At 45.2% G+C, this 18,636-nt stretch carries 18 protein-coding genes; 13 read left to right on the top strand and 5 right to left on the bottom strand.

Going from position 1 to position 18,636, the window contains the following annotated elements:
- The first annotated feature begins 20 nt into the window (after window positions 1-20).
- From QMA13_RS21710 to QMA13_RS21700, 3 genes are all read left to right on the top strand, one after another.
- Entirely contained in the window at window positions 21-2,198 is a 2,178-nt protein-coding gene (locus tag QMA13_RS21710) for a glycosyl hydrolase family 95 catalytic domain-containing protein (RefSeq protein ID WP_282935821.1), read from the top strand.
- Window positions 2,199-2,401: 203 nt separating this feature from the next.
- A complete protein-coding gene (gene spoVB, locus QMA13_RS21705) occupies window positions 2,402-3,961 on the top strand; it encodes a stage V sporulation protein B (RefSeq protein WP_282935820.1) in 1,560 nt (519 codons plus the stop codon).
- A gap of 138 nt (window positions 3,962-4,099) precedes the next feature.
- A complete protein-coding gene (locus QMA13_RS21700; RefSeq protein ID WP_282935819.1) occupies window positions 4,100-5,206 on the top strand; it encodes an ATP-binding protein in 1,107 nt (368 codons plus the stop codon).
- 43 nt (window positions 5,207-5,249) lie between these two features.
- Here QMA13_RS21700 and QMA13_RS21695 read toward each other — a convergent pair whose 3' ends face one another.
- Complete coding sequence (locus QMA13_RS21695; RefSeq protein ID WP_282935818.1) at window positions 5,250-5,348, bottom strand: YjcZ family sporulation protein; 99 nt, start codon at window positions 5,346-5,348, stop codon at window positions 5,250-5,252.
- Between the two features lie 171 nt (window positions 5,349-5,519).
- Here QMA13_RS21695 and QMA13_RS21690 point away from each other — a divergent pair, with 171 nt between their 5' ends.
- The 3 genes from QMA13_RS21690 (at window position 5,520) to QMA13_RS21680 (ending at window position 7,609) form a co-directional block, all read left to right on the top strand.
- Complete coding sequence (locus QMA13_RS21690; RefSeq protein WP_282935817.1) at window positions 5,520-6,410, top strand: MORN repeat-containing protein; 891 nt, start codon at window positions 5,520-5,522, stop codon at window positions 6,408-6,410.
- A 137-nt stretch (window positions 6,411-6,547) separates the two neighbouring features.
- Entirely contained in the window at window positions 6,548-7,060 is a 513-nt protein-coding gene (locus tag QMA13_RS21685; protein WP_282935816.1) for a GNAT family N-acetyltransferase, read from the top strand.
- A 63-nt stretch (window positions 7,061-7,123) separates the two neighbouring features.
- Window positions 7,124-7,609: an NUDIX domain-containing protein gene (locus QMA13_RS21680; RefSeq protein WP_282935815.1), complete on the top strand. Its 486-nt coding sequence runs from the start codon at window positions 7,124-7,126 to the stop codon at window positions 7,607-7,609.
- On the opposite strand, the gene QMA13_RS21675 is transcribed toward QMA13_RS21680, so the two are convergent.
- The gene (locus QMA13_RS21675; RefSeq protein ID WP_282935814.1) at window positions 7,587-8,051 is read right to left on the bottom strand and encodes a hypothetical protein; all 465 of its coding nucleotides are present in this window, start codon (window positions 8,049-8,051) and stop codon (window positions 7,587-7,589) included. The two genes, QMA13_RS21680 and QMA13_RS21675, sit on opposite strands and share 23 nt — an antisense overlap.
- A 90-nt stretch (window positions 8,052-8,141) precedes the next feature.
- Between QMA13_RS21675 and QMA13_RS21670 the strand changes: the two genes are divergently transcribed.
- Window positions 8,142-9,101: a D-2-hydroxyacid dehydrogenase family protein gene (locus QMA13_RS21670; RefSeq protein ID WP_282935813.1), complete on the top strand. Its 960-nt coding sequence runs from the start codon at window positions 8,142-8,144 to the stop codon at window positions 9,099-9,101.
- Between the two features lie 230 nt (window positions 9,102-9,331).
- The gene (locus QMA13_RS21665; protein ID WP_282935812.1) at window positions 9,332-10,336 is read left to right on the top strand and encodes a nucleotidyltransferase domain-containing protein; all 1,005 of its coding nucleotides are present in this window, start codon (window positions 9,332-9,334) and stop codon (window positions 10,334-10,336) included.
- Between the two features lie 78 nt (window positions 10,337-10,414).
- Here the strand turns inward: QMA13_RS21665 and QMA13_RS21660 are convergent, their stop codons facing one another.
- Entirely contained in the window at window positions 10,415-11,698 is a 1,284-nt protein-coding gene (locus QMA13_RS21660; protein WP_282935811.1) for an alpha-L-fucosidase, read from the bottom strand.
- Window positions 11,699-11,853: 155 nt separating this feature from the next.
- Here QMA13_RS21660 and QMA13_RS21655 point away from each other — a divergent pair, with 155 nt between their 5' ends.
- The 5 genes from QMA13_RS21655 to QMA13_RS21635 all read left to right on the top strand — a co-directional run bounded on the left by QMA13_RS21655 (window position 11,854) and on the right by QMA13_RS21635 (window position 16,683).
- Complete coding sequence (locus QMA13_RS21655) at window positions 11,854-13,404, top strand: LysM peptidoglycan-binding domain-containing protein (protein ID WP_282935810.1); 1,551 nt, start codon at window positions 11,854-11,856, stop codon at window positions 13,402-13,404.
- A gap of 200 nt (window positions 13,405-13,604) precedes the next feature.
- Window positions 13,605-14,405: an ABC transporter ATP-binding protein gene (locus QMA13_RS21650; RefSeq protein ID WP_282935809.1), complete on the top strand. Its 801-nt coding sequence runs from the start codon at window positions 13,605-13,607 to the stop codon at window positions 14,403-14,405.
- The gene (locus QMA13_RS21645; RefSeq protein ID WP_282935808.1) at window positions 14,405-15,418 is read left to right on the top strand and encodes an ABC transporter substrate-binding protein; all 1,014 of its coding nucleotides are present in this window, start codon (window positions 14,405-14,407) and stop codon (window positions 15,416-15,418) included. The genes QMA13_RS21650 and QMA13_RS21645 overlap by 1 nt, the downstream gene beginning before the upstream one ends.
- 41 nt (window positions 15,419-15,459) lie before the next feature.
- Window positions 15,460-16,206, top strand: coding sequence for an ABC transporter permease (locus QMA13_RS21640; protein WP_282935807.1), 747 nt, complete (start codon window positions 15,460-15,462; stop codon window positions 16,204-16,206).
- Window positions 16,207-16,233: 27 nt separating this feature from the next.
- Window positions 16,234-16,683, top strand: coding sequence for an OsmC family protein (locus QMA13_RS21635; RefSeq protein ID WP_282935806.1), 450 nt, complete (start codon window positions 16,234-16,236; stop codon window positions 16,681-16,683).
- A 63-nt stretch (window positions 16,684-16,746) separates the two neighbouring features.
- Here QMA13_RS21635 and QMA13_RS21630 read toward each other — a convergent pair whose 3' ends face one another.
- Entirely contained in the window at window positions 16,747-18,006 is a 1,260-nt protein-coding gene (locus QMA13_RS21630; RefSeq protein WP_282935805.1) for an MFS transporter, read from the bottom strand.
- 36 nt (window positions 18,007-18,042) lie between these two features.
- Complete coding sequence (locus QMA13_RS21625) at window positions 18,043-18,507, bottom strand: MarR family winged helix-turn-helix transcriptional regulator (protein WP_282935804.1); 465 nt, start codon at window positions 18,505-18,507, stop codon at window positions 18,043-18,045.
- Window positions 18,508-18,636 lie beyond the last annotated feature (129 nt).

Here is an 18,636-nt window from a genome sequence, read left to right as displayed (position 1 = left end):
TTTTATGGGAGGGACAGTAAATGCTTCAACAGCAATCGGTGCTTCAAACTATGGAGGTAAAGGACTGGGAGTCTTTTTTATCACGACATGATCTGGTATGGAATGCACTTCCATCGAACTGGGAGAGCGGCGCTTTTATAGGAAATGGTTTGCTTGGAGCAATGATATACAGTCAGACGCAGTACGAAGTCCAATGGGATATTGGGAGAAGTGATGTAACGGAGAGGCAGCCAACGGATTCAGCGATTTACGGTAAACATAGATTGCCCATCGGCAAGCTAGTCTTAAAGACAACAGGGCGAATTCAAGCAAGCTCCGTTAGATTGGACTTATGGAATGCCGAAGCGGTTGGCTCTATACATACGGATAGCGGGAAAATAGAGTGGAGATCGTTCGTTCATACCGAGCAGCACGTCATTGTTGTGGAGTGGAGAGCGGAAGAAGGAGAAAATGAATGCTCATGGAGCTTCGTTCCTGAGAGGCCTATCAATCCGAGACAAGTGAAGCGCAAAGAGGCGATTACGGATCTTAATCCACCACATGTGACGAGCCATGTCCATGGGACGGAAGTGACGGTTCAAGCACTTGCTGCCGGCGGTGAATTTGCAACAGCATGGAGAACAGCTTCTTATGCCGATAGCGGGAGCGAGGTATTGTACCTTAGCGTTGGTTCGTCGTACCCTGAGCCAGGTGGGCGTGAAGAAGCTATTCGTGCTGTTGAGACAGCAGCGAAGACTGGTCTAAAAGCACTGGTTGCAAGTCATCAAGCCTGGTGGCACCAATATTATCCTGAGAGCTTCCTGTCCATACCGGACACGCGTCTTGAGAGCCTGTACTGGATTCAAATGTACAAGCTAGCTTCTGGGACGCGCGCAGACCGTCCGCTCTTAGACTTAATGGGCCCTTGGTTTTATATCGAAACGCCATGGCCGGCGATATGGTGGAATCTGAATGTACAGCTTACATATTGGCCGGTCTACGCTTCGGGAAGGCTTCACCTTGGAGAGTCGTTAACCCGGTTCCTGGAGCATAATTTGGAAAACCTGATCCGGAATGTTCCAGAGCCATACCGTCATGATTCAGCGGCCATAGGTCGTTCTTCAAGCTATGACGGCATTCGGAATGCTGGAGAAGAGCTTGGCAACTTACCTTGGATTTGCCATAACTATTGGCTGCACTATCGCTATGGTATGGACGAAACGATGCTGAGGGACAAGGTGTACCCGCTTCTTCGTCGAAGCATCAACTTTTATCTCCACCTTTTAAAGGATGGAGAGGATGGAAAGCTGCATCTGCCGCTCGCCATTTCGCCGGAATATCCGGATAAGGCGGAGGATTGCAATTATGACCTGTCATTGCTGCGCTGGGGATGTCAGACTTTGCAGTATATTTGCAAGAGACTTCAGCTGAATGATCCGTTAATTCCGAAGTGGCAAGAGGTGCTTGAGCGGTTGACGGAATATCCGCAGGATGAAACCGGGTTTATGATCGGTAAAGATGTGCCTCTGGCTCTATCACACCGTCATTATTCGCATTTATTTATGATATATCCGTTGTATCTGATGAGCTGGGAGCAGGAGGAGCATCGGGATATCATCCTGAAGTCGCTTCATCATTGGATTGGGTTTAAGGGGGCTTTGCAAGGATATTCCTATACAGGAGCTTCTTCCATCTATTCCAGCATGGGACGAGCGGATGAAGCAGTGAAGTGCCTGAATGATTTCATGAATCAATACTTGAAGCCGAATACGATGTATATGGAGTCAGGACCGGTTATTGAGACACCGCTTTCAGCTGCGTCATCGATTCATGATTTACTGCTGCAAAGCTGGGGGGATAAAATTCGCGTATTCCCTGCTGTTCCTAAGCAGTGGGAGGAAGCAGCTTTCCATGATATGCGTGCAGAAGGTGGCTTCCGGATCAGTGCGGTAAGGAAGGGGGGAGAGACTCAGTTCATTATGATTCATAGTGAAGCGGGTGAGCCTTTGCGCCTCCAAACCGATCTTCAAGGTCCGTTAGAGACTTCAGGCAGCAGAGAGTATACAATAAAACCGTTGGAAGAGGGCTCGATCGAAATCGATCTGAAGCGCGGTGAATTTGTAGTTCTTTATCCGCAAGGGCGCAAGCCGGATTTAAAGATAGCTCCCGTTCCAGCCCAAGAAGCTTCCGTTAACTTCTTCGGCTCCGTTAAATCATAAGTTAGGAAATACATGAACCCGCAGATGTTGCGGGTTTATTTTCTTTTTCAACAAGTTCGCCCTTCTTAATAGAGACTCTCAACTACGAAATAGCAGCTAAATTACTCAGCCTAAACATGATCGCCTGATGGCTTGTTCGCATACAAGCCATCCTTTCCGAATATATATCAATTTAAGTATATAGATATGGAGAGGAAGGCGACATGGACAAACGGGACTCATCTTTTGTACGGGGCACATTTATACTCACTGCAGCGGCATTTATCACAAGAATATTAGGGTTTATAAACAGCATTATTTTAGCCCGCTATTTAGGACCTGAAGGAATCGGCTTGCTCATGATGGCACATCCGTTAGTACCCATGATGATCACCTTAACCAGTCTTGGACTGCCGGTTGCCATCTCCAAACTGGTAGCTGAAGCGGAAGCACAGGATGATGAGGCGAAAATAAAACGGATTTTGCAAGTATCGTTAACATTGACGGTGACACTTAGTATAGTGTTAACGCTAGGCAGCTTCTTCGGCGCTAAGCCTATTGCATCCATGATTCTTGCGGATCAAAGAGCCTATTATGCGATGTTGGCTATCATACCTATCACCCCTCTTGTAGCGATATCGTCGGTGCTTAAAGGTTACTTTCGCGGCAAGCAAAACATGAAGCCTATCGCCATCTCGGATGTGATCGAGAACATCGTTCAAATTTCCTTGCTGGTCGGAGTCGTGCAGATGCTGCTGCCATACGGAATTGAGTATGCTGCGGCAGGAGCAATGATCTGTACGGTGCTTGGCGAAGGCGGCGGATTGATTTATCTAATGATTATGTACTCACTGCACAAAAAGAAAATACGCATCAAGCATGCGTCATCCCAACAGACTATGAATAAAAAACAAACTTTATATGAGCTGCTCAATATCGGGCTGCCTACGACTGGACAAGGCTTCATACATTCAATTTACAGAGCAATCAAGCCAGCACTGGTCATCAAAAGCTTGGCGGTAGCAGGAATCGGGACTGCTCTGGCGACCAAACAATACGGGTTGCTAGCCGGATACGCGTTTCCGCTGCTCATGTTTCCAACCTTCATCATGCACTCCTTATCCGCTGCGCTCATGCCTTCTATTAGTGAAGCTCATGCAACGTATAATCGGAAGCTGATTCACCAGAGAATCGATCAGGCCATTCGACTCGCTTTCATGATTGGAGCGCCTTGCACTCTCGTGCTGTATATGTGGGCCGTTCCATTAACTACGGTAATGTATCATTCTCCGGAAGCCGGGAATTTGCTTAAGCTATTGGCGCCTTTTTTCCTGCTGCATTATTTTGAGGAACCGTTCCATGCCGTATTGCTTGGAATCGGTAAAGTGAAGACAGTGATGTGGAATTTTATTATGAGCACGCTTCTTCAAGCGATTGCTATGTATATCTTCGGTTCCGAATGGGGGATATACGGTGTGGCTACAGGCATCAATTTTGGAATATGCATCATCACGATGCTTAACTTTCTATCTATTTCAAAGTTTATTGGGATATCTTTAGATGTACGCCATTACATTAAAACGGCGCTATGCTTAACGGTTATGGCAATTGGTGGGCAAGCGGTTTATGTGTTCATGAACCATGCAGGATATCCTCTTCCTTGGGTAGTAACGTGTTCTATTCTTATCTCTCTGCTTATGTACTTCTTATCCCTCATGGCTACAAATACTTTGAAGTTAACGGATCGAAGCGGTTCTGCCAAAGGTTTTTTTACAAAAATGTAGCTGAGTAAGCCCCCGGCTCCCTAGTGGATCGGGGTTTTTCTTTCTATATGGAAGTATTTACAAACAACAAAAGAGATGGTATTATTTAATTACGTAATAACGTAAATACGTAATTACGTAAAAATGGAGGTGGTTGTTTTGACTCGCGATGTACTGCTTGAATTGGATGAATTGAAGCAACAAATGAACGATTTGCAAAAGCTTGTCCGACAGCAGCTTAGCATTGCTGATACAGGGCACAAGGGCATCATTACGAGAGAGCAGGATACAGATAGTACTGCAAGCGAAGGCACGATTTACTACTCCGGGCAGTATCGGAATGAAACGCTGAAATATAAATGGGAAGCTCATGAACAACACGTAAGCACACTGCTAGCCCAGGATGGGGAGAAGCTGGCCAAAATTTTATCCGCTCTTGGGAATAAGCAGCGCCTGGATATTTTAAGGTCCGTTCTTAAAGGACCGGCTACTGGCACAGATCTTGTTGAGCAGCTCCATATGGGGACTACAGGGCAGCTATATCACCACATTAAGGCACTGCTCGGCTCCGACCTTCTTGTTCAAGAAGAAAGAGGAGGAGAATACAGCTTACCGCCGCATCGTGTACTTCCTGTTCTGCTGCTTCTGGCTGCTGCCACCGAATTGGCAGATACAAGCAGTTATATGGACATGGTTGACGCGAGAGAACATGCGGGAACATATTTAGGGGGAGACGGTCAGCAATATGATCCCCATGTATTGGTATGGGCGCTAATGGAAAACAGTATATTAGAGCATCAAGCTGGTTATTGTACGGAAATCGATATTTTTGTACACAACAGTAAGTTGGTTACGCTATCTGATAACGGTAGAGGCATACCCGTTAGTATGCTTTCCCAAAGCAATAAACCCAACGTTCAAATGGTATTAACGGATATTCAGAGGCCCAGCTTGAGTGCGCCGTTCTTTGCCCCAGGTGGAGAGAAAGGGATTAGTGTTGCAGTCGTCAATGCCTTGTCCCACAAGTTATCTGTTGAAATACGAAGAGATGGCCACATCTATAGGCAGGATTATAAGCAAGGCATTCCACAAACAGGTGTGATGACCGTAGGTGCTACTAAGGAAACGGGAACGAGCATTACATTGGAACCGGAAGCGGAGCTGTTCAGCAACCCCTTCGACATTCACCAACTGGAACAAAGAGTGTCGGAAGTGTTGGATGCTTATCCAAATCTTCAAATACGGATTCATTCTACAAGCTTGTAAAAGACCGGGAGCTGCTGCGGCAGCTCCTTTGTTTTACCCTGCTTTAGAAGAACAGGAGAGCGCCACCGATAATGATTAATAGAATAAAAAGGACTAGTATCGAGGCAGGAGAACCGAAACCGAATCCATCCACACCGCTCATCTCATCAACCTCCTTCATCGGGTCATATGACTAGTGTATGAATGTACCGTAACCAGTGTTTGGACTCTTTACCTAATCCTGCGGATTTCAAAGACCTTATTTGTAGAAAAGGAAATTTGTGGATTATAGAGAATTCATAGTGGAGTCCATAGCATGAGAGGATGGTTTCCTATGAAAAATACGAATTTTGACTTTATAAAAGGCAAGCTACCGGAGTTCTATGCTTTAGCAGCCCAAGCTGAATTCACTGTAGATAGCAATCCACTGCAATGTCTTAACCATCTTCAACGACTAGGACGAATGCTAACTGAACGAATCATCACTCATGAGGATTTAAAAGTAATCGGGAATGAGCCTTTGGATTTACTGGAAGCGTTAATCCATCATGAGATTATTCCTCCTCCCCTTATTTCTCCATTGAAGAGGGTAGAATATTTGGATCCAAGGGAAAGTGAGTTGTTACTTGATCCTACTGAAGTAAAGAGGCTATTACTTGATATGTATGATTTGACAGGCTGGTATTATAAAACTTATATCGATGATAAGTATGCCGCTAAACCCATGTATTTACAGCCTCAGCTTACTAGCTTAAGTAGTATACAGGGTCACCAAGAAGGCGGTGAGCACAGTCCTGCATGGGTTGTTATCGAGGGACGGGAATATGCAGCTGACTGGCAGGAGCGTGTAGAGAATGAACAGCACGTTGAGATAGGCCCTCAGGAAAGCTATCAGGGACAAATGTGGAATGGCATGAAACATGGTAAAGGTAGGTATCAGTGGTCGGATGGAACACAGTATTTGGGACTATGGAGCCGCGATGTGGAGCATGGTACAGGAACTAAGCTTTTTGCTAATGGTGATCGGTATCACGGGGAATGGAAGGATGGATTTTTTCATGGGAAAGGGATATATGAATGGAAGGATGGAACCAAGTTCGAGGGATGCTGGGAGTATAATTTGGAGCATGGCTTTGGAATACAGACGCGTTCGGACGGGACGGTCAGAAGAGGCTTGTGGGCCAATGGGGAATTTATCCTAAACCAAGATCAAATAAAAGAATAGATCGTTACAGCAAAAGAATAATATTTGGTTATACCTAAACATTCTATACCTCAAGACTATGAAATCGAGTACGTTAAAGTGGAGATTTAAAGTGTTATGAAAGCAAGCGCTTTAATCTTCAGGAGGTGAGCTTCACTATGATTTCCATAGAACGACTGGATAAAGAAGAATACATAGACTGGTTAGATCGAGAATTTAGAGCTCATGGCAAGAAACGGCAGGATGGCTATTACCAAAGATGTTTTGAAGAAAATAAAAATGGGAAGCGAGTTACGTTAATAGGCTTCGACGGAGAAAGGCTTGCGGGTTGCTGTCATTTACTTATGCACTCGGATTATTCGCTGTTTGCAGATCGAAATATTCCAGAAATCAACGATTTGAATGTATTTCCCGAGTATCAAAGACAAGGGATCGCAAGTAAGATGTTTGATGAGTTTGAGCAAATAGCAAGGCAGCTCTCTTATAAGCATATTGGTATTGGTGTCGGATTATATGAAGACTATGGCAAAGCACAAATCATGTATTTTCACAGAGGGTTTATTCCTGATGGTACAGGAATTAAGTACGAAGGGAAAGAAGTTCTGCCAGGTACGATGGTACGTGTGGATGATGATTTAGTGCTGTATTTTACCAAAAGCTTGGAATCATAGAAAAAAGCACAGCCATTAATAACAACGCAAAGAAAGGATCCTACTTATATGGAAGTAAGGCAAATGGCAACAGCTTTCTTAATGCATGAAAATCGTTTATTAATGATGAAGAAATCGGGGAGCAAGCTCTTCTCCTTTGAATTTTGGGGCGGTATCGGAGGCCATCTGGAAGAGCAAGAGCTCAACTCACCTATGAAAGCCAGCTATCGGGAGATTAAGGAAGAAACCGGATTTGCAGAAGAAGAAGTTCTTAATTTTCGGCTTAAATACATCTTAATAGAAATGCGAGAAGGTGAAGTAAGGCAGCAGTTTGTCTATTTTGGCGAGACGAAGCATCCTGACTTTATCGTTTCCGATGAAGGGGAGTTGTTCTGGATTCCTCAAAATGAACTAAAACAGCTGCGGACGTCAACTTTAATTAAAGAAATGCTGGAGCATTATTTTCTTCATCCGGAAGTGGATCACGTGATTATGGGGACTTTTACGATGAACGAAGATCAGGAGCCTTACATACAATGGGGATCGCTCAAAGATCCGAAGGTTTTCTGATACAAGCCAGCAATCCCGCCATGATGCTCAATATATGAGTTAATAAAAACGAATAATTGTTGAAATACATCCGATTCGTATACTGATTAAACCAACCAAAACGATAAATTTTAGAATTGGGGTTTGTAGGTGTTCCTCCAAGTGCGGTGACCAGTTCATGGATATTTTGGAACAAGAAGCTTGTCAGGATGATACCACACAGAATTGCGATAGAGCCGAGGCATACAATTATTTTTGTAGTGCTGTTTTTAAAAAGAGTTCTTATCATGTTAAAGGTAAGGACTAGACTGGTTATAAAAAAAGGACTCCCTATCAAAATCATCAATAAACCAAGATTTCCGTTTCCGGACACTTTATCAGGCGGAATGGTGAATAGATGTTCTATGACATAGAAGCCAGCAAAGGAAATAACTAGACTTAGAAACCAAACTATATATTTCATAGGCGAATCAATCCCTCCTCCTTTTATTGTATACTATTCCGTAGTAAAGTTATTGTATTATAAAACGAGTACATAGGGAGGAAGTCAATAATGAAACTGCGCTGCGCCATATTGGATGATTATCAACAAGCTGCTTTGCAATTAGCCGATTGGCCTTCTCTAAAAGATAAGGTCGATGTAAAAGTCTTCACGGAGCATATTGACGATGAGGATGAAGTAGTCGAGGCGATTCAAGATTGCGAAATGGTTGTCATTATGAGGGAACGTACGCCTTTCCGAAAATCCTTGTTGGATCGGCTGCCCGAGTTAAAGCTGCTTGTTACGACAGGGATGCGCAACGCATCCATAGATTTGGCGGCTGCCGCCTCCCATGGAGTTGTTGTATGTGGAACGGCTGGAAAGTCGGAGCCGACTACGGAACTGACTTGGGCCTTAATATTAGGTCTAGCAAGGAATATAACTTCTGAATATAATGCCCTTCGAGCTAATGGTCCTTGGCAAAGCACACTAGGGATGGATCTTGGCGGCAAAAAACTCGGATTGCTGGGACTTGGCAAGATTGGCAGTCGAGTGGCACGCATCGGTCAAGCCTTCGGAATGGAAGTGACTGCTTGGAGCCAAAATTTAACAAAAGAGCGGACTGAAGAACTAGGAGTACAACTAGCTAGCTCTAAGGAAGAGTTGTTGGAAACAAGTGATTTTGTATCTATCCATCTCGTATTAAGCGAACGGACCCAAGGGTTAATTGGAGCAGACGAGCTGCGGCGAATGCGTCCGACCTCATATTTAATTAACACGTCACGCGCGCCTATCATCGATCAACTGGCTCTTATTGAAGCACTTCAGAACAACTGGATTGCTGGTGCCGGAATAGATGTCTATGAGACCGAGCCGCTGCCTAAGGATAACATCTTTAGAAAGCTTCCGAATGTCCTGACCACTCCACATTTAGGATACGTATCCCAAGGGAATTACGAAATTTTTTACCGTGATGCTGTGGAAGATATTCATGCTTTTCTGAACGGTGCTCCTATTCGGACATTAGGGTAATAACGCCGCAAGGCGTTTTTTTTCTGCAAGTTCAGGCTAAGATACTCCTATTTTTGAGCACATATTTGATATAAATCTCAAGACATAATCCGATATAATGGCAATATATACCGCTTTGCACCTTGGTGCGGGAAGACGTTGAGGTATATACCGACTCAAGGTCTCCTACGTAAAGGAACCTGTGTAGTATGGTTTTCTTTGCCCAATCTAGCAGGAAGGTGTGTAAAGCGATGCATTGGAAGCGTCAGATGGTTGAGACCGCCTATCGGATAGCGGAGCCGTTTTGCAGTAACCCGGATATTGTCGGTGTTGCGCTAGGAGGAAGTATCGGAAGAGGGCAGATGTGGAAGCATTCCGATTTGGAATTATGCATTGTTGTAGAGAAGCGGCTTGAGCAATTTCAGCATTTTAATTATATGGATCAGATGGGCGTAGAAATCATTCAAATTACGAAAAGCCGAATGAAAGAGTTTACGGAACAGTTCCGTGAACCGGACCGGTCCATGCTCGGATTCCCAATCCAGATTTACAAATGCAAAGTTATTCACGATCCCGAACAACTATTGAAGCCATTTAAGGAGCTGTACGACTCCTATTTGTTTCATGAGAATATAACGCAGTTCAAAGAAGATGAGGCTTTACAGCAAGCTGACTCCAAACTGCTCAAGGCTAAGGAACTTATGGCAAAAGGAAACTACAAAACCGCTGCAGCCCATTTGCGAATCGGTCTGAATTTCTTAGTGCTTGCCTACTATTGGCGCCATCACATTTTTCCTAGAAGCCAGAATCGGACAGTCTATTTCTTGCGTAAGAATTCGTGTGTTATTGGACATACGAAGCTGTATGATGCTTTTATCCGCGCCTTTTGCTTGGATCAACCGGTCAAACGCATGAAGGATGGATTATGGAGCGCTCAGCGAGATATTTTCAAATTATCTGAAGCTTCTTGGGGCAGCAACACCTCCTCATTTCTAAAGAACGCTGTAGACGGCAATCTGGAATGGGGACATAATCAGAGTATTGTATATGTCTATAAATATTGCGTTCACCGGATGCATACTCATGATAGCCATCCTGAGGATCTTTACGATCAACCAGCGTTTGCGGAACAGTTCCCAGAGCTGCATCATTTCTTGGATATGGACACGATGACGCTGGAGGACGTAAAGGAATGGATGACCATGTTCGAAGAGGCAAGAGCAGCATTACAACCTAATCCTTCTGTTTACGCATAATAAAATAAGGGCAATTGCCTTACCAACCCACATTGGTCAGTAAAGCAATTACCCTTATTTATATTCGTTGCTCTGCCATTATAAATCGCTCTCAATCCACTCTGCTCTGGAATAATCTTCTTGAGCCTTCGGGGGAGCTGCGAATTTCACTTTAAAGACGGTGAAGAGCGGCTCTGTCGGCATATCCGGCAAGTCCTGAAGAATAAGGCGTCCAAAAGACTCTTGTCGGAACGAAATGTCCTCACCCGTTCCCAGAACGGTCACGGATTCAACCTTACCCTCGATTCGAACGCTCCAGAATTCTTTGCCTGACCAACCTAGTGCTGCAAGGTAATGCACGGTAGGATCATCCGAACCGATCCAGCGCCCCAGGCATCCGTTAGGACCGTGCGGCCCAAATTCGTTCAAGGTGCTTCTTCTTGCGTGATAGACCATCTCCGCGTTGCGCTTGACCCACTGCCCGGCTTCCAGGATACTCTCCACTTCAACCTGGTTCAACGAACCGTCAGGGTTAGGTCCTGTATTCAAAAGCAGATTACCGCCTCCGGAAGCGATTTCGATGAGATCTCTTACGATAGCTGCCGCACTCTTACGGTTTGGACTATACGGAACGTAGCTCCAACTCAGCGGACAAATGCTTAAGCAGCTTTCCCATGCCAGTCCTTCTTTGGCTGCTTCAATCTTGCGCTCAGGAGTGACATAATCTTCCTGTGTACCAGAGCGATTGTTAATAATGATATGCGGCTGAAGCTCGCGTACCATCGCGTTTAATTCATGGCTGCGCCAAAACTCAGCTATATCCTCGGTTTCCTTCCACTGCCACGTAGTGACGGTGGCTCCGTCATACCATAGTAAGTCGATCATGCCATAATGGGTCATAAGCTCCCTAACTTGAGCATGGGCTTGTTCGACCATTGCCGCAACAGAATCCGGATACGTATCATGATCCCATGCCCCTTTATACCGCCAATCGACTAGGGAGTAGTACAATCCAACTTTTAAGCCGGCACGACGCGCCGCTTCGGTATACTCGCGAATAAAATCCCGCTTTGGTGTTCCTTTAACCGAAGTGAAGTCGCTAGCTTGACTATCATAGAGGCAATACCCGTCATGATGCCTTGCGGTGAGAACGATATATTTCATACCTGCTTCTACTGCGGTAGCACATATTTTGTCGGCATCAAAGCCTTCTCCTGTAAATTGCTCTGCCAAATGAGCATACTCCTTCACCTTATACCCATCCAGGCGGAACGCCCACTCGCAGCGTCCCAATAGTGAATAAGGGCCCCAGTGTACGAATAGCCCCAGCTTGGCGTCACGAAACCACTGCATTCTCTCGTTGTTATTCACCTTGTCATCCATCCTCCATCCAACGAATAAAATGATTCCATTTTATTGTACTAGCCTCAAACTCGTTTGAGGATGCATGATCCTAGGACAGATGTGCATAATCCTAAGAATTTTTTATAAAAAAATGGCTGGAATCGATGCCATCTCATGGGCGTTTTGAATAACATATGGATAACAAGTTGCATAAAGGAGCATACCCAGTGATTACTTATGTGGTTCAGCAAGGAGATTCCTTGTATTCGATTGCCCAGCGTTTCGGAGTTACGGTTGATGCTTTGATGAAGGCGAACCGGCTATCATCACCTGCTCTTAATGTAGGACAACATCTTTCCGTTCCAGTCTCCGGTCCGGTTACGTATGTTGTGAGAGCTCACGATTCGCTATACAGTATTGCTAAAATGTTTAATACGACGGTAGAGGCCCTAATGCAGTTAAATCCGCAAGCCTCCATGAACTTGAACATCGGTCAAAGATTACGTATTCCGATCTATACAGAAGTGATAGTCAGAACGGATACGGCCAATATTCGCAGATATGCTAGTGCACAGGCTCCAGTTTTGGCTCAAATGGCTAGAAGCGCAAGAATCCCTGTCACCGGCATAGTCGGAGATTGGATACAGGTGCGCATATATAATGGGCACCTTGGTTGGGTGAACCGAGCCAATGTTACCTTAGTACCTCATGACGGGCAGCGTCCGATACAGGAGGTGTTCGGATTTTATACGGAGGAGGAGGGACCAACACTCCCCAGCTCTTATGATGTTTTCGCGGCCCAAACGGCCAATTTGTCGAATGTCGGTATGTTTCATTTCCGAATCAACAGGCAAAACCCTACCGAGATTGAAAAGTTTCCTGCAACGTTCACTGATGAGTATATGAGGGACGTTGTCAGCTTTGGGCATCGGCATAATATTAAAATGCTGCCTACTGTACACAATTTGTTGTATGAGCGTGGAAATCAAAATGCCAACAAAGAAGTTATTCACGGCATGCTCGATACGCAGGAGAATCGCACCGCTTTTATTGCAAGCATTGTCAAACTTATTCAGAGCTACGACTTTGACGGCGTTAATATTGATTTCGAAGATGTGCGCTATGAGGATCGGAATAAGCTTTCTGCGTTTTATAGGGAGCTGGGCGCTGCAATGAAAGAAAGAGGTTACTACTTCTCCGTTGATGTGCCGTCTAGAGAGTCTGATGAGCCTACGAATCCTTTTTCCGCTCCGTTTAATTATTCCGTTCTTGGCGAGGTTGTCGATGAGTTGGTGCTGATGCTCTACAATGAGCATGGTTGGCCAGGCAGCGGTCCGGGTCCTGTCGTTTCCATTGGCTGGATGAAGACGGTTATAGGCTACGCGTTGACGAAAATGCCGGCTAATAAAATCACAGCTGCTGTGTCGGTATTCGGTTTTGACTTCAATCTGACGACCAAACGGAATACGTATGCCACCTACCAGATGGCTATGGACCTGGCGAAGAAATACAATAAAGATATCATCTTCGACGAGAAGACTCAGACACCGATGTTCGCCTACACGGATGAGTCGGGCAACGAGCATGAGGTATGGTTTGAGAATGCAGCCAGTATCAAAGCGAAGATGGATCTTGCCAATCAGCTTGGGATTCGCGGAATCGCCTTGTGGAGATTAGGAATGGAAGACCCGGCGATATGGACGATGATGCGAGACCATTTTGTCATAAGAAAAAGCGTCATGTAGTAGGATGAGTGCGAGCGATCGGCCGCTTAGTTATGTTTCTTTCCAGTGTCATTCAAGGTGGCAGGAGAGAGCATAACTAAGCGGTTTTACGCTTCTTGGAGCAAGGGTTTCAATAAGTTTTCACTTGACGTATCGTTCAGCCAATGGTACTTTAATTTGATAAAACATACTATTATACTATGAATTAAAGGGCGGGAAACATGACGGAAATGCAGTCAGAGTCTTTAATCCTCGAAATCGAAGATGTCTCGATCCATTATCAGGGTAAGAAAAGCATTCTTAACGGTATTTCTCTCTCCATTCATAAAGGAGAATTCATAAGTATCATCGGCAAAAGCGGGTGCGGTAAAAGTACGCTGCTTAACGCTATTGCAGGCTATTTGCAACCGAGCAGCGGAACGATCAGCGTCATGGGCAAACAGGTAGTTCAACCCGGTCCAGACCGTGGCTTTGTGTTCCAGGACTTGGCTTTATTTCCATGGCTCAATGTGCTGGATAACGTAGCTTTCGGGTTGAAAATGTCCGGAATGGACAAGCAGGAGAGAGAGAAGCGAAGCAAGGAAGCCATTCAGATGGTTGGTTTGGCGGGTAACGAGCAAAAGAGCGTCAATGATCTATCCGGCGGGATGAAGCAGCGTGTGGCGATTGCGCGGACGTTGGTCACTCAGCCTAACATATTGCTTATGGATGAACCGTTCAGCGCCTTGGACGAGCAGACGAGAGAGCAGCTTCAAGAAGAGCTTCTGCGGATTCAGAAGGAAACGAGAATGACGGTCATTTTGGTTACACACAGTATTGATGAGGCGGTCTACTTGTCGGACCGGATCGCTGTGCTTCAAGACAAGGGCCAGCTGCACAGAGTGATGAAGGTTGCTTTGGGTCGTCCGAGAATTCCGGAAATTCGCGTATCGTCCTTATTTAATGAGTACAAAAAACAGCTGATGCTGGATTTACGCAACGATTTTGTCGTTCAATACGAGCATGAAGGGGCAGGAATATAATGAAAAAGAGAAAATTATTAGGGCTGGTTAGCACTGTGCTGATGACCGCGGTGCTAGTGTCAGCTTGCGGATCAGGAGCTGGACAGAAGCCTGCTGCGGAAGCGGGTAAAGATGCGGCGCAGGGCAAAGTGGAAGGAATTAAAGTAGGCTACGTCAATTTGATTGCTGCTGCACCAGCGATTGTTGCTAAGGAAAAAGGACTGATTGACAAACAGGGCTTGAAAGCGGAATTCTTCTCCTTTGCCAATGGTCCGGATTTGTACAAGGCGTTATCTTCCGGTAAGCTGGATGTGGCTTATGCTGGGATGCCTGCTGCAGTCAACTGGGGCTCTCGTGGAGCGCAATTCAAAGTCATTGCCAAAGTCGATGACGGCAAATTCGGGTTGCTGACGAAGGATTCCTCTGGCATTAAACAACCTGCCGATCTGAAAGGCAAGAAGCTGGGTACTTTGGTAAAAGGAAGCGGCGTCGATTACTTGATCCGAGCTATGATTCTTCCTGAAGGTCAGCTGACTGAACAGACTACTTCGCTCGTACAGCTTGAAATGGGCAATATGGAACAGGCGATCAACAGCGGTACGATCGATGCAGCGGTTGCCGGTGAACCTTTCCTTACGTTTGCAGAGCTTCGCGGACTGAAAGTGGTCAAGGAAGTTCCGGATCCTGCGTTTGTTATATTGGCTTCCGACTCGTTTCTGAAAGATCATAAAGACGCAGCCCAAAAATTTCTTCAAGGTCACATCGCATCGGTGGATGAGTTGAACAAAAACAGCAAGGATAACGCCGAATTGCTAGCCAAAGCGTTCAACGTTCCGGAGATTAGTGCAAACGGTAAAACTTACAGTCCTGGCGATGTCATGGCGCAAGCTTTGAAGCGTAACAAGTTTGAAACCAAGTTCACGGATAACGATATGAAATTTTATCAGGAAGTCGCGGATAACAGCCTCAAGTTGAAATCCATTGATCAGCCGTTAGATGTGAAAACGATAATGGACCGGTCTTGGATTAAATAGCCTGAACCTTCGAAGGACAGGTAGGGGGTCAATCGATCAACATGAAAAAAATACATTACGGTATCTTCGCCGTTCCTTTTATTATTCTTGTATGGGTATTGGCAGCAAGTCATTACCCGGCTCTTGTTTTTCCAGGTCCGCTTAAAACCTTCGCAGAATTGAAGAAGCAGCTGATAACACCGGATTTCTATCATCATATAGGGATCAGCTTGTACCGACTGTTTGTCGGCTTTGCTATTGCTTCGGTATGCGCTTTTGTTGTCGGACTCTTGGCAGGCATCAGCAAGCAGTTTCGTCAATTTTTAACGCCGATGGTCATGCTGTTTCAAGCAACACCGCCTATGGCTTGGGCACCGCTCCTTATACTGCTGTTGGATCTGGGGAATGCTCCGATGATTGCTGTCATTGTTATCGCCGCTTTTTTCCCGATTGTTGTCAACGTTATCCAAGGGATGGAGCAGATCAAGGTTTCCCATATCCGAGCAGCGCAAACCTTGGGAGCCAATCGGTTCCAGCTGGCGTGGCATGTTTACTTGCCTGAGGTCATGCCATCAGCCTTCACGGGTATGGTCGTAGGCTTCGGGATTGCATGGCGTTCGCTAGTTGCTGCTGAAATGATAGGCGGTAATGCAGGACTGGGCTGGTTGATTTCTTCGAGCGGACAGATTGGTAACTCTCCGCTTGTCATGGTAGGTATCATTACCATTGGCATATTAGCTATGTTCTTCGAGCTGGTGCTGCTGCATCCTCTTAAGAAGCGGTTTGCAAGCTGGGCACCTAGAGCATAATAGGATCGTAAAAAGGGGATGAACATCTTGAAAATCCAATTACAACGATTACGCCGATTTCTTCAGCTGGCTACCGCTCAAACTCGCACGGTTACGATAGATCAAGGTCCGGATCGTGGCGGTGAAAATACAGGGTTTCGCCCAACAGAGCTGTGGCTCATCGGACTTTCTGCTTGCTCGGTTACTACGATGACCCGTTATGTGGAAGATAAGGGATGGTCAGTGGATGATATTCATGTATCTGCAGAGGATTTCATGAACGAGCAGGGAGATATCGCTAGAATTGAATTTCAGGTAACGATAAAAGGTCAAATAAACGACGAGCAAAAGTTAGAGCTGTTGACACATGTGAAAAACAACTGCAAGCTGCTCCGTACCGTAGCTTCTCAAATCGAGATTCAATATACAGAAGCAACCAGGCTTGCTGAAGCGGCACCTGCTGTATGTCACTTGGCTGACGGAAGCTGCTGTTCATAACAAGGAAAAAGAGCTGTTCTTTCAGTCTTGTAATCAAGACGTAAGGACAGCTCTTTTTATACGTTATACGGCGGGAAGCTCTGCTTGCTCTGTTTTTTTCTTGCGAAATATAATTAAAATAATCGAACATGGAATTATGCAAAGAAGACCACATGCCATAAATGCTCCATCGGCGCCAAATCGGTCCGCCATGTAACCAGCAAATAGATTGCCTACCGGAGTAGAGCCTGCAAATACCAGGGAGTATACGCTCATAACCCTCGCTCTGTATTCGTCCTTGGAATAAATTTGCAAAGAAGAATTGCAGTTGGTTGCGAACAAAATGTTAAACACGCCCGTACATGCTAGAAATAATCCGGTCAAATAAGGAGATGTCGTCCATCCCGTAATGCACAAGAAAACTCCAATGAGAATAGAGGCTATAGCGATAACCTTCATTTTAGGCCCGCTCTTGCTTCTCAGTGACACGGTTAATGCTCCGATTAGCGATCCGACACCCAGACAGGACATCAGCATTCCGTACGTTCTTTCTTCCATATGTAGAACGCCCTTCGTAAAGACCGGAATGAGTATGGCGAAGTTATAAGCGAAGGTTCCTATAACCGTTACAAGCAGTAACGTTTGTGCGAGACGTTTATCTTGCGATATGTAGACCATGCCGTCTTTAATTTCTTTGAATATGCCGACATTCTTTTTCTTTTGTCGAACATATGGTGTTGTTTTAATCTGTAGCAGCCCGTAAATAACGGCTATAAAACTAATCCCGTTCAATAAAAAACACCATCCAGGTCCAAGCAAAGCCATCATAGCAGCCCCGATGGATGGGCCTAAAATACGTGCTAAATTGAATGTAGTCGAGTTTAGAGCGATGGCATTCATCAAGTCTTCCTTGCCAACAATCTCTATGTTGAACGATTGTCTTGTCGGCATATCAAACGTGTTGGTCAAGCCCAATATAAAAGCAACGATGAGCACATAGCTGTACTGAACGGTGTGGGTAAATACCAGAATCGCTAAGATGAAAGCCAATATCATAGAAATCGTCTGAGTGACAAGCAAAATTTGTTTCTTTGGAAATTTATCAATAATGGCACCTGCAAATAAGGAAAAACAAGTAATCGGCAGGAATTGGATACTTCCGACCAAGCCTAGTAATAATGGTGAGCCTGTTAACGTTAACACGAGCCACGATTGGCCGATATTTTGCATCCAGGTTCCGATTAATGAAATGCACTGACCAAACCAGAAATACCGATAATTTTGATGCGTAAGGGCATGAAAGTGGTTATTGACCATACGTTGGCCCATCGCTTTAATGTTCATATTCGTTCACCTTCCTAGCCAGCCGTAAGCTTTGGCTTACTCTTTGTTGTTCTTTAATGCTTCTTCATCCAGCTCATGAATACGGGCTGCATTAGTGCCCATCTTTTCCAATAGGACCAGCGCCAATTGCTTCTCCTCCTCCGTTAATCCTTGGGATATAAGATTACGCCAGTCGGTTAGGACTGACTTGACTTCGTCCTGAATAAGCAATGCCTTTTCTGTCAAAAAAACCTGATAAGAACGTTTATCATTGTCTCTTACTTTTCTTACGACATAGCCTTGCTCTTCCAGTTTCTTCAGAGCCTTGGCGGTCGTTCCTTTGTCGATTTTGAGGTGGCTTGAGAGCTCCTCTTGGCTAAGGCCGTCTTCTCGGTACAGCGTGTTTAGAAAAATATGCTGCCCCCGGCCAATATCCAGATGCTTTAACCGATCCCCTATGTACATATGACCATATCGATATAATAGTGAGACCCAACGGGGGATGGTGCTTTTATAATCCATGAGCGGTTAACTCCTATTCTCAAAAAAAATAGTTGCACGCGCCACTATTATAACGATTTATATAATCGTTGTAAATGCAACTTTTCATGATTTTGAATTATTTATGCCTTACGTCAGGTCACGGCTTCC

The organism is Paenibacillus sp. RC67, from assembly GCF_030020805.1.
Taxonomy (GTDB): domain Bacteria; phylum Bacillota; class Bacilli; order Paenibacillales; family NBRC-103111; genus Paenibacillus_S.
Note: the sequence above shows the minus strand (reverse complement) of the source record. Positions and strands in the feature narration are given on the sequence as shown.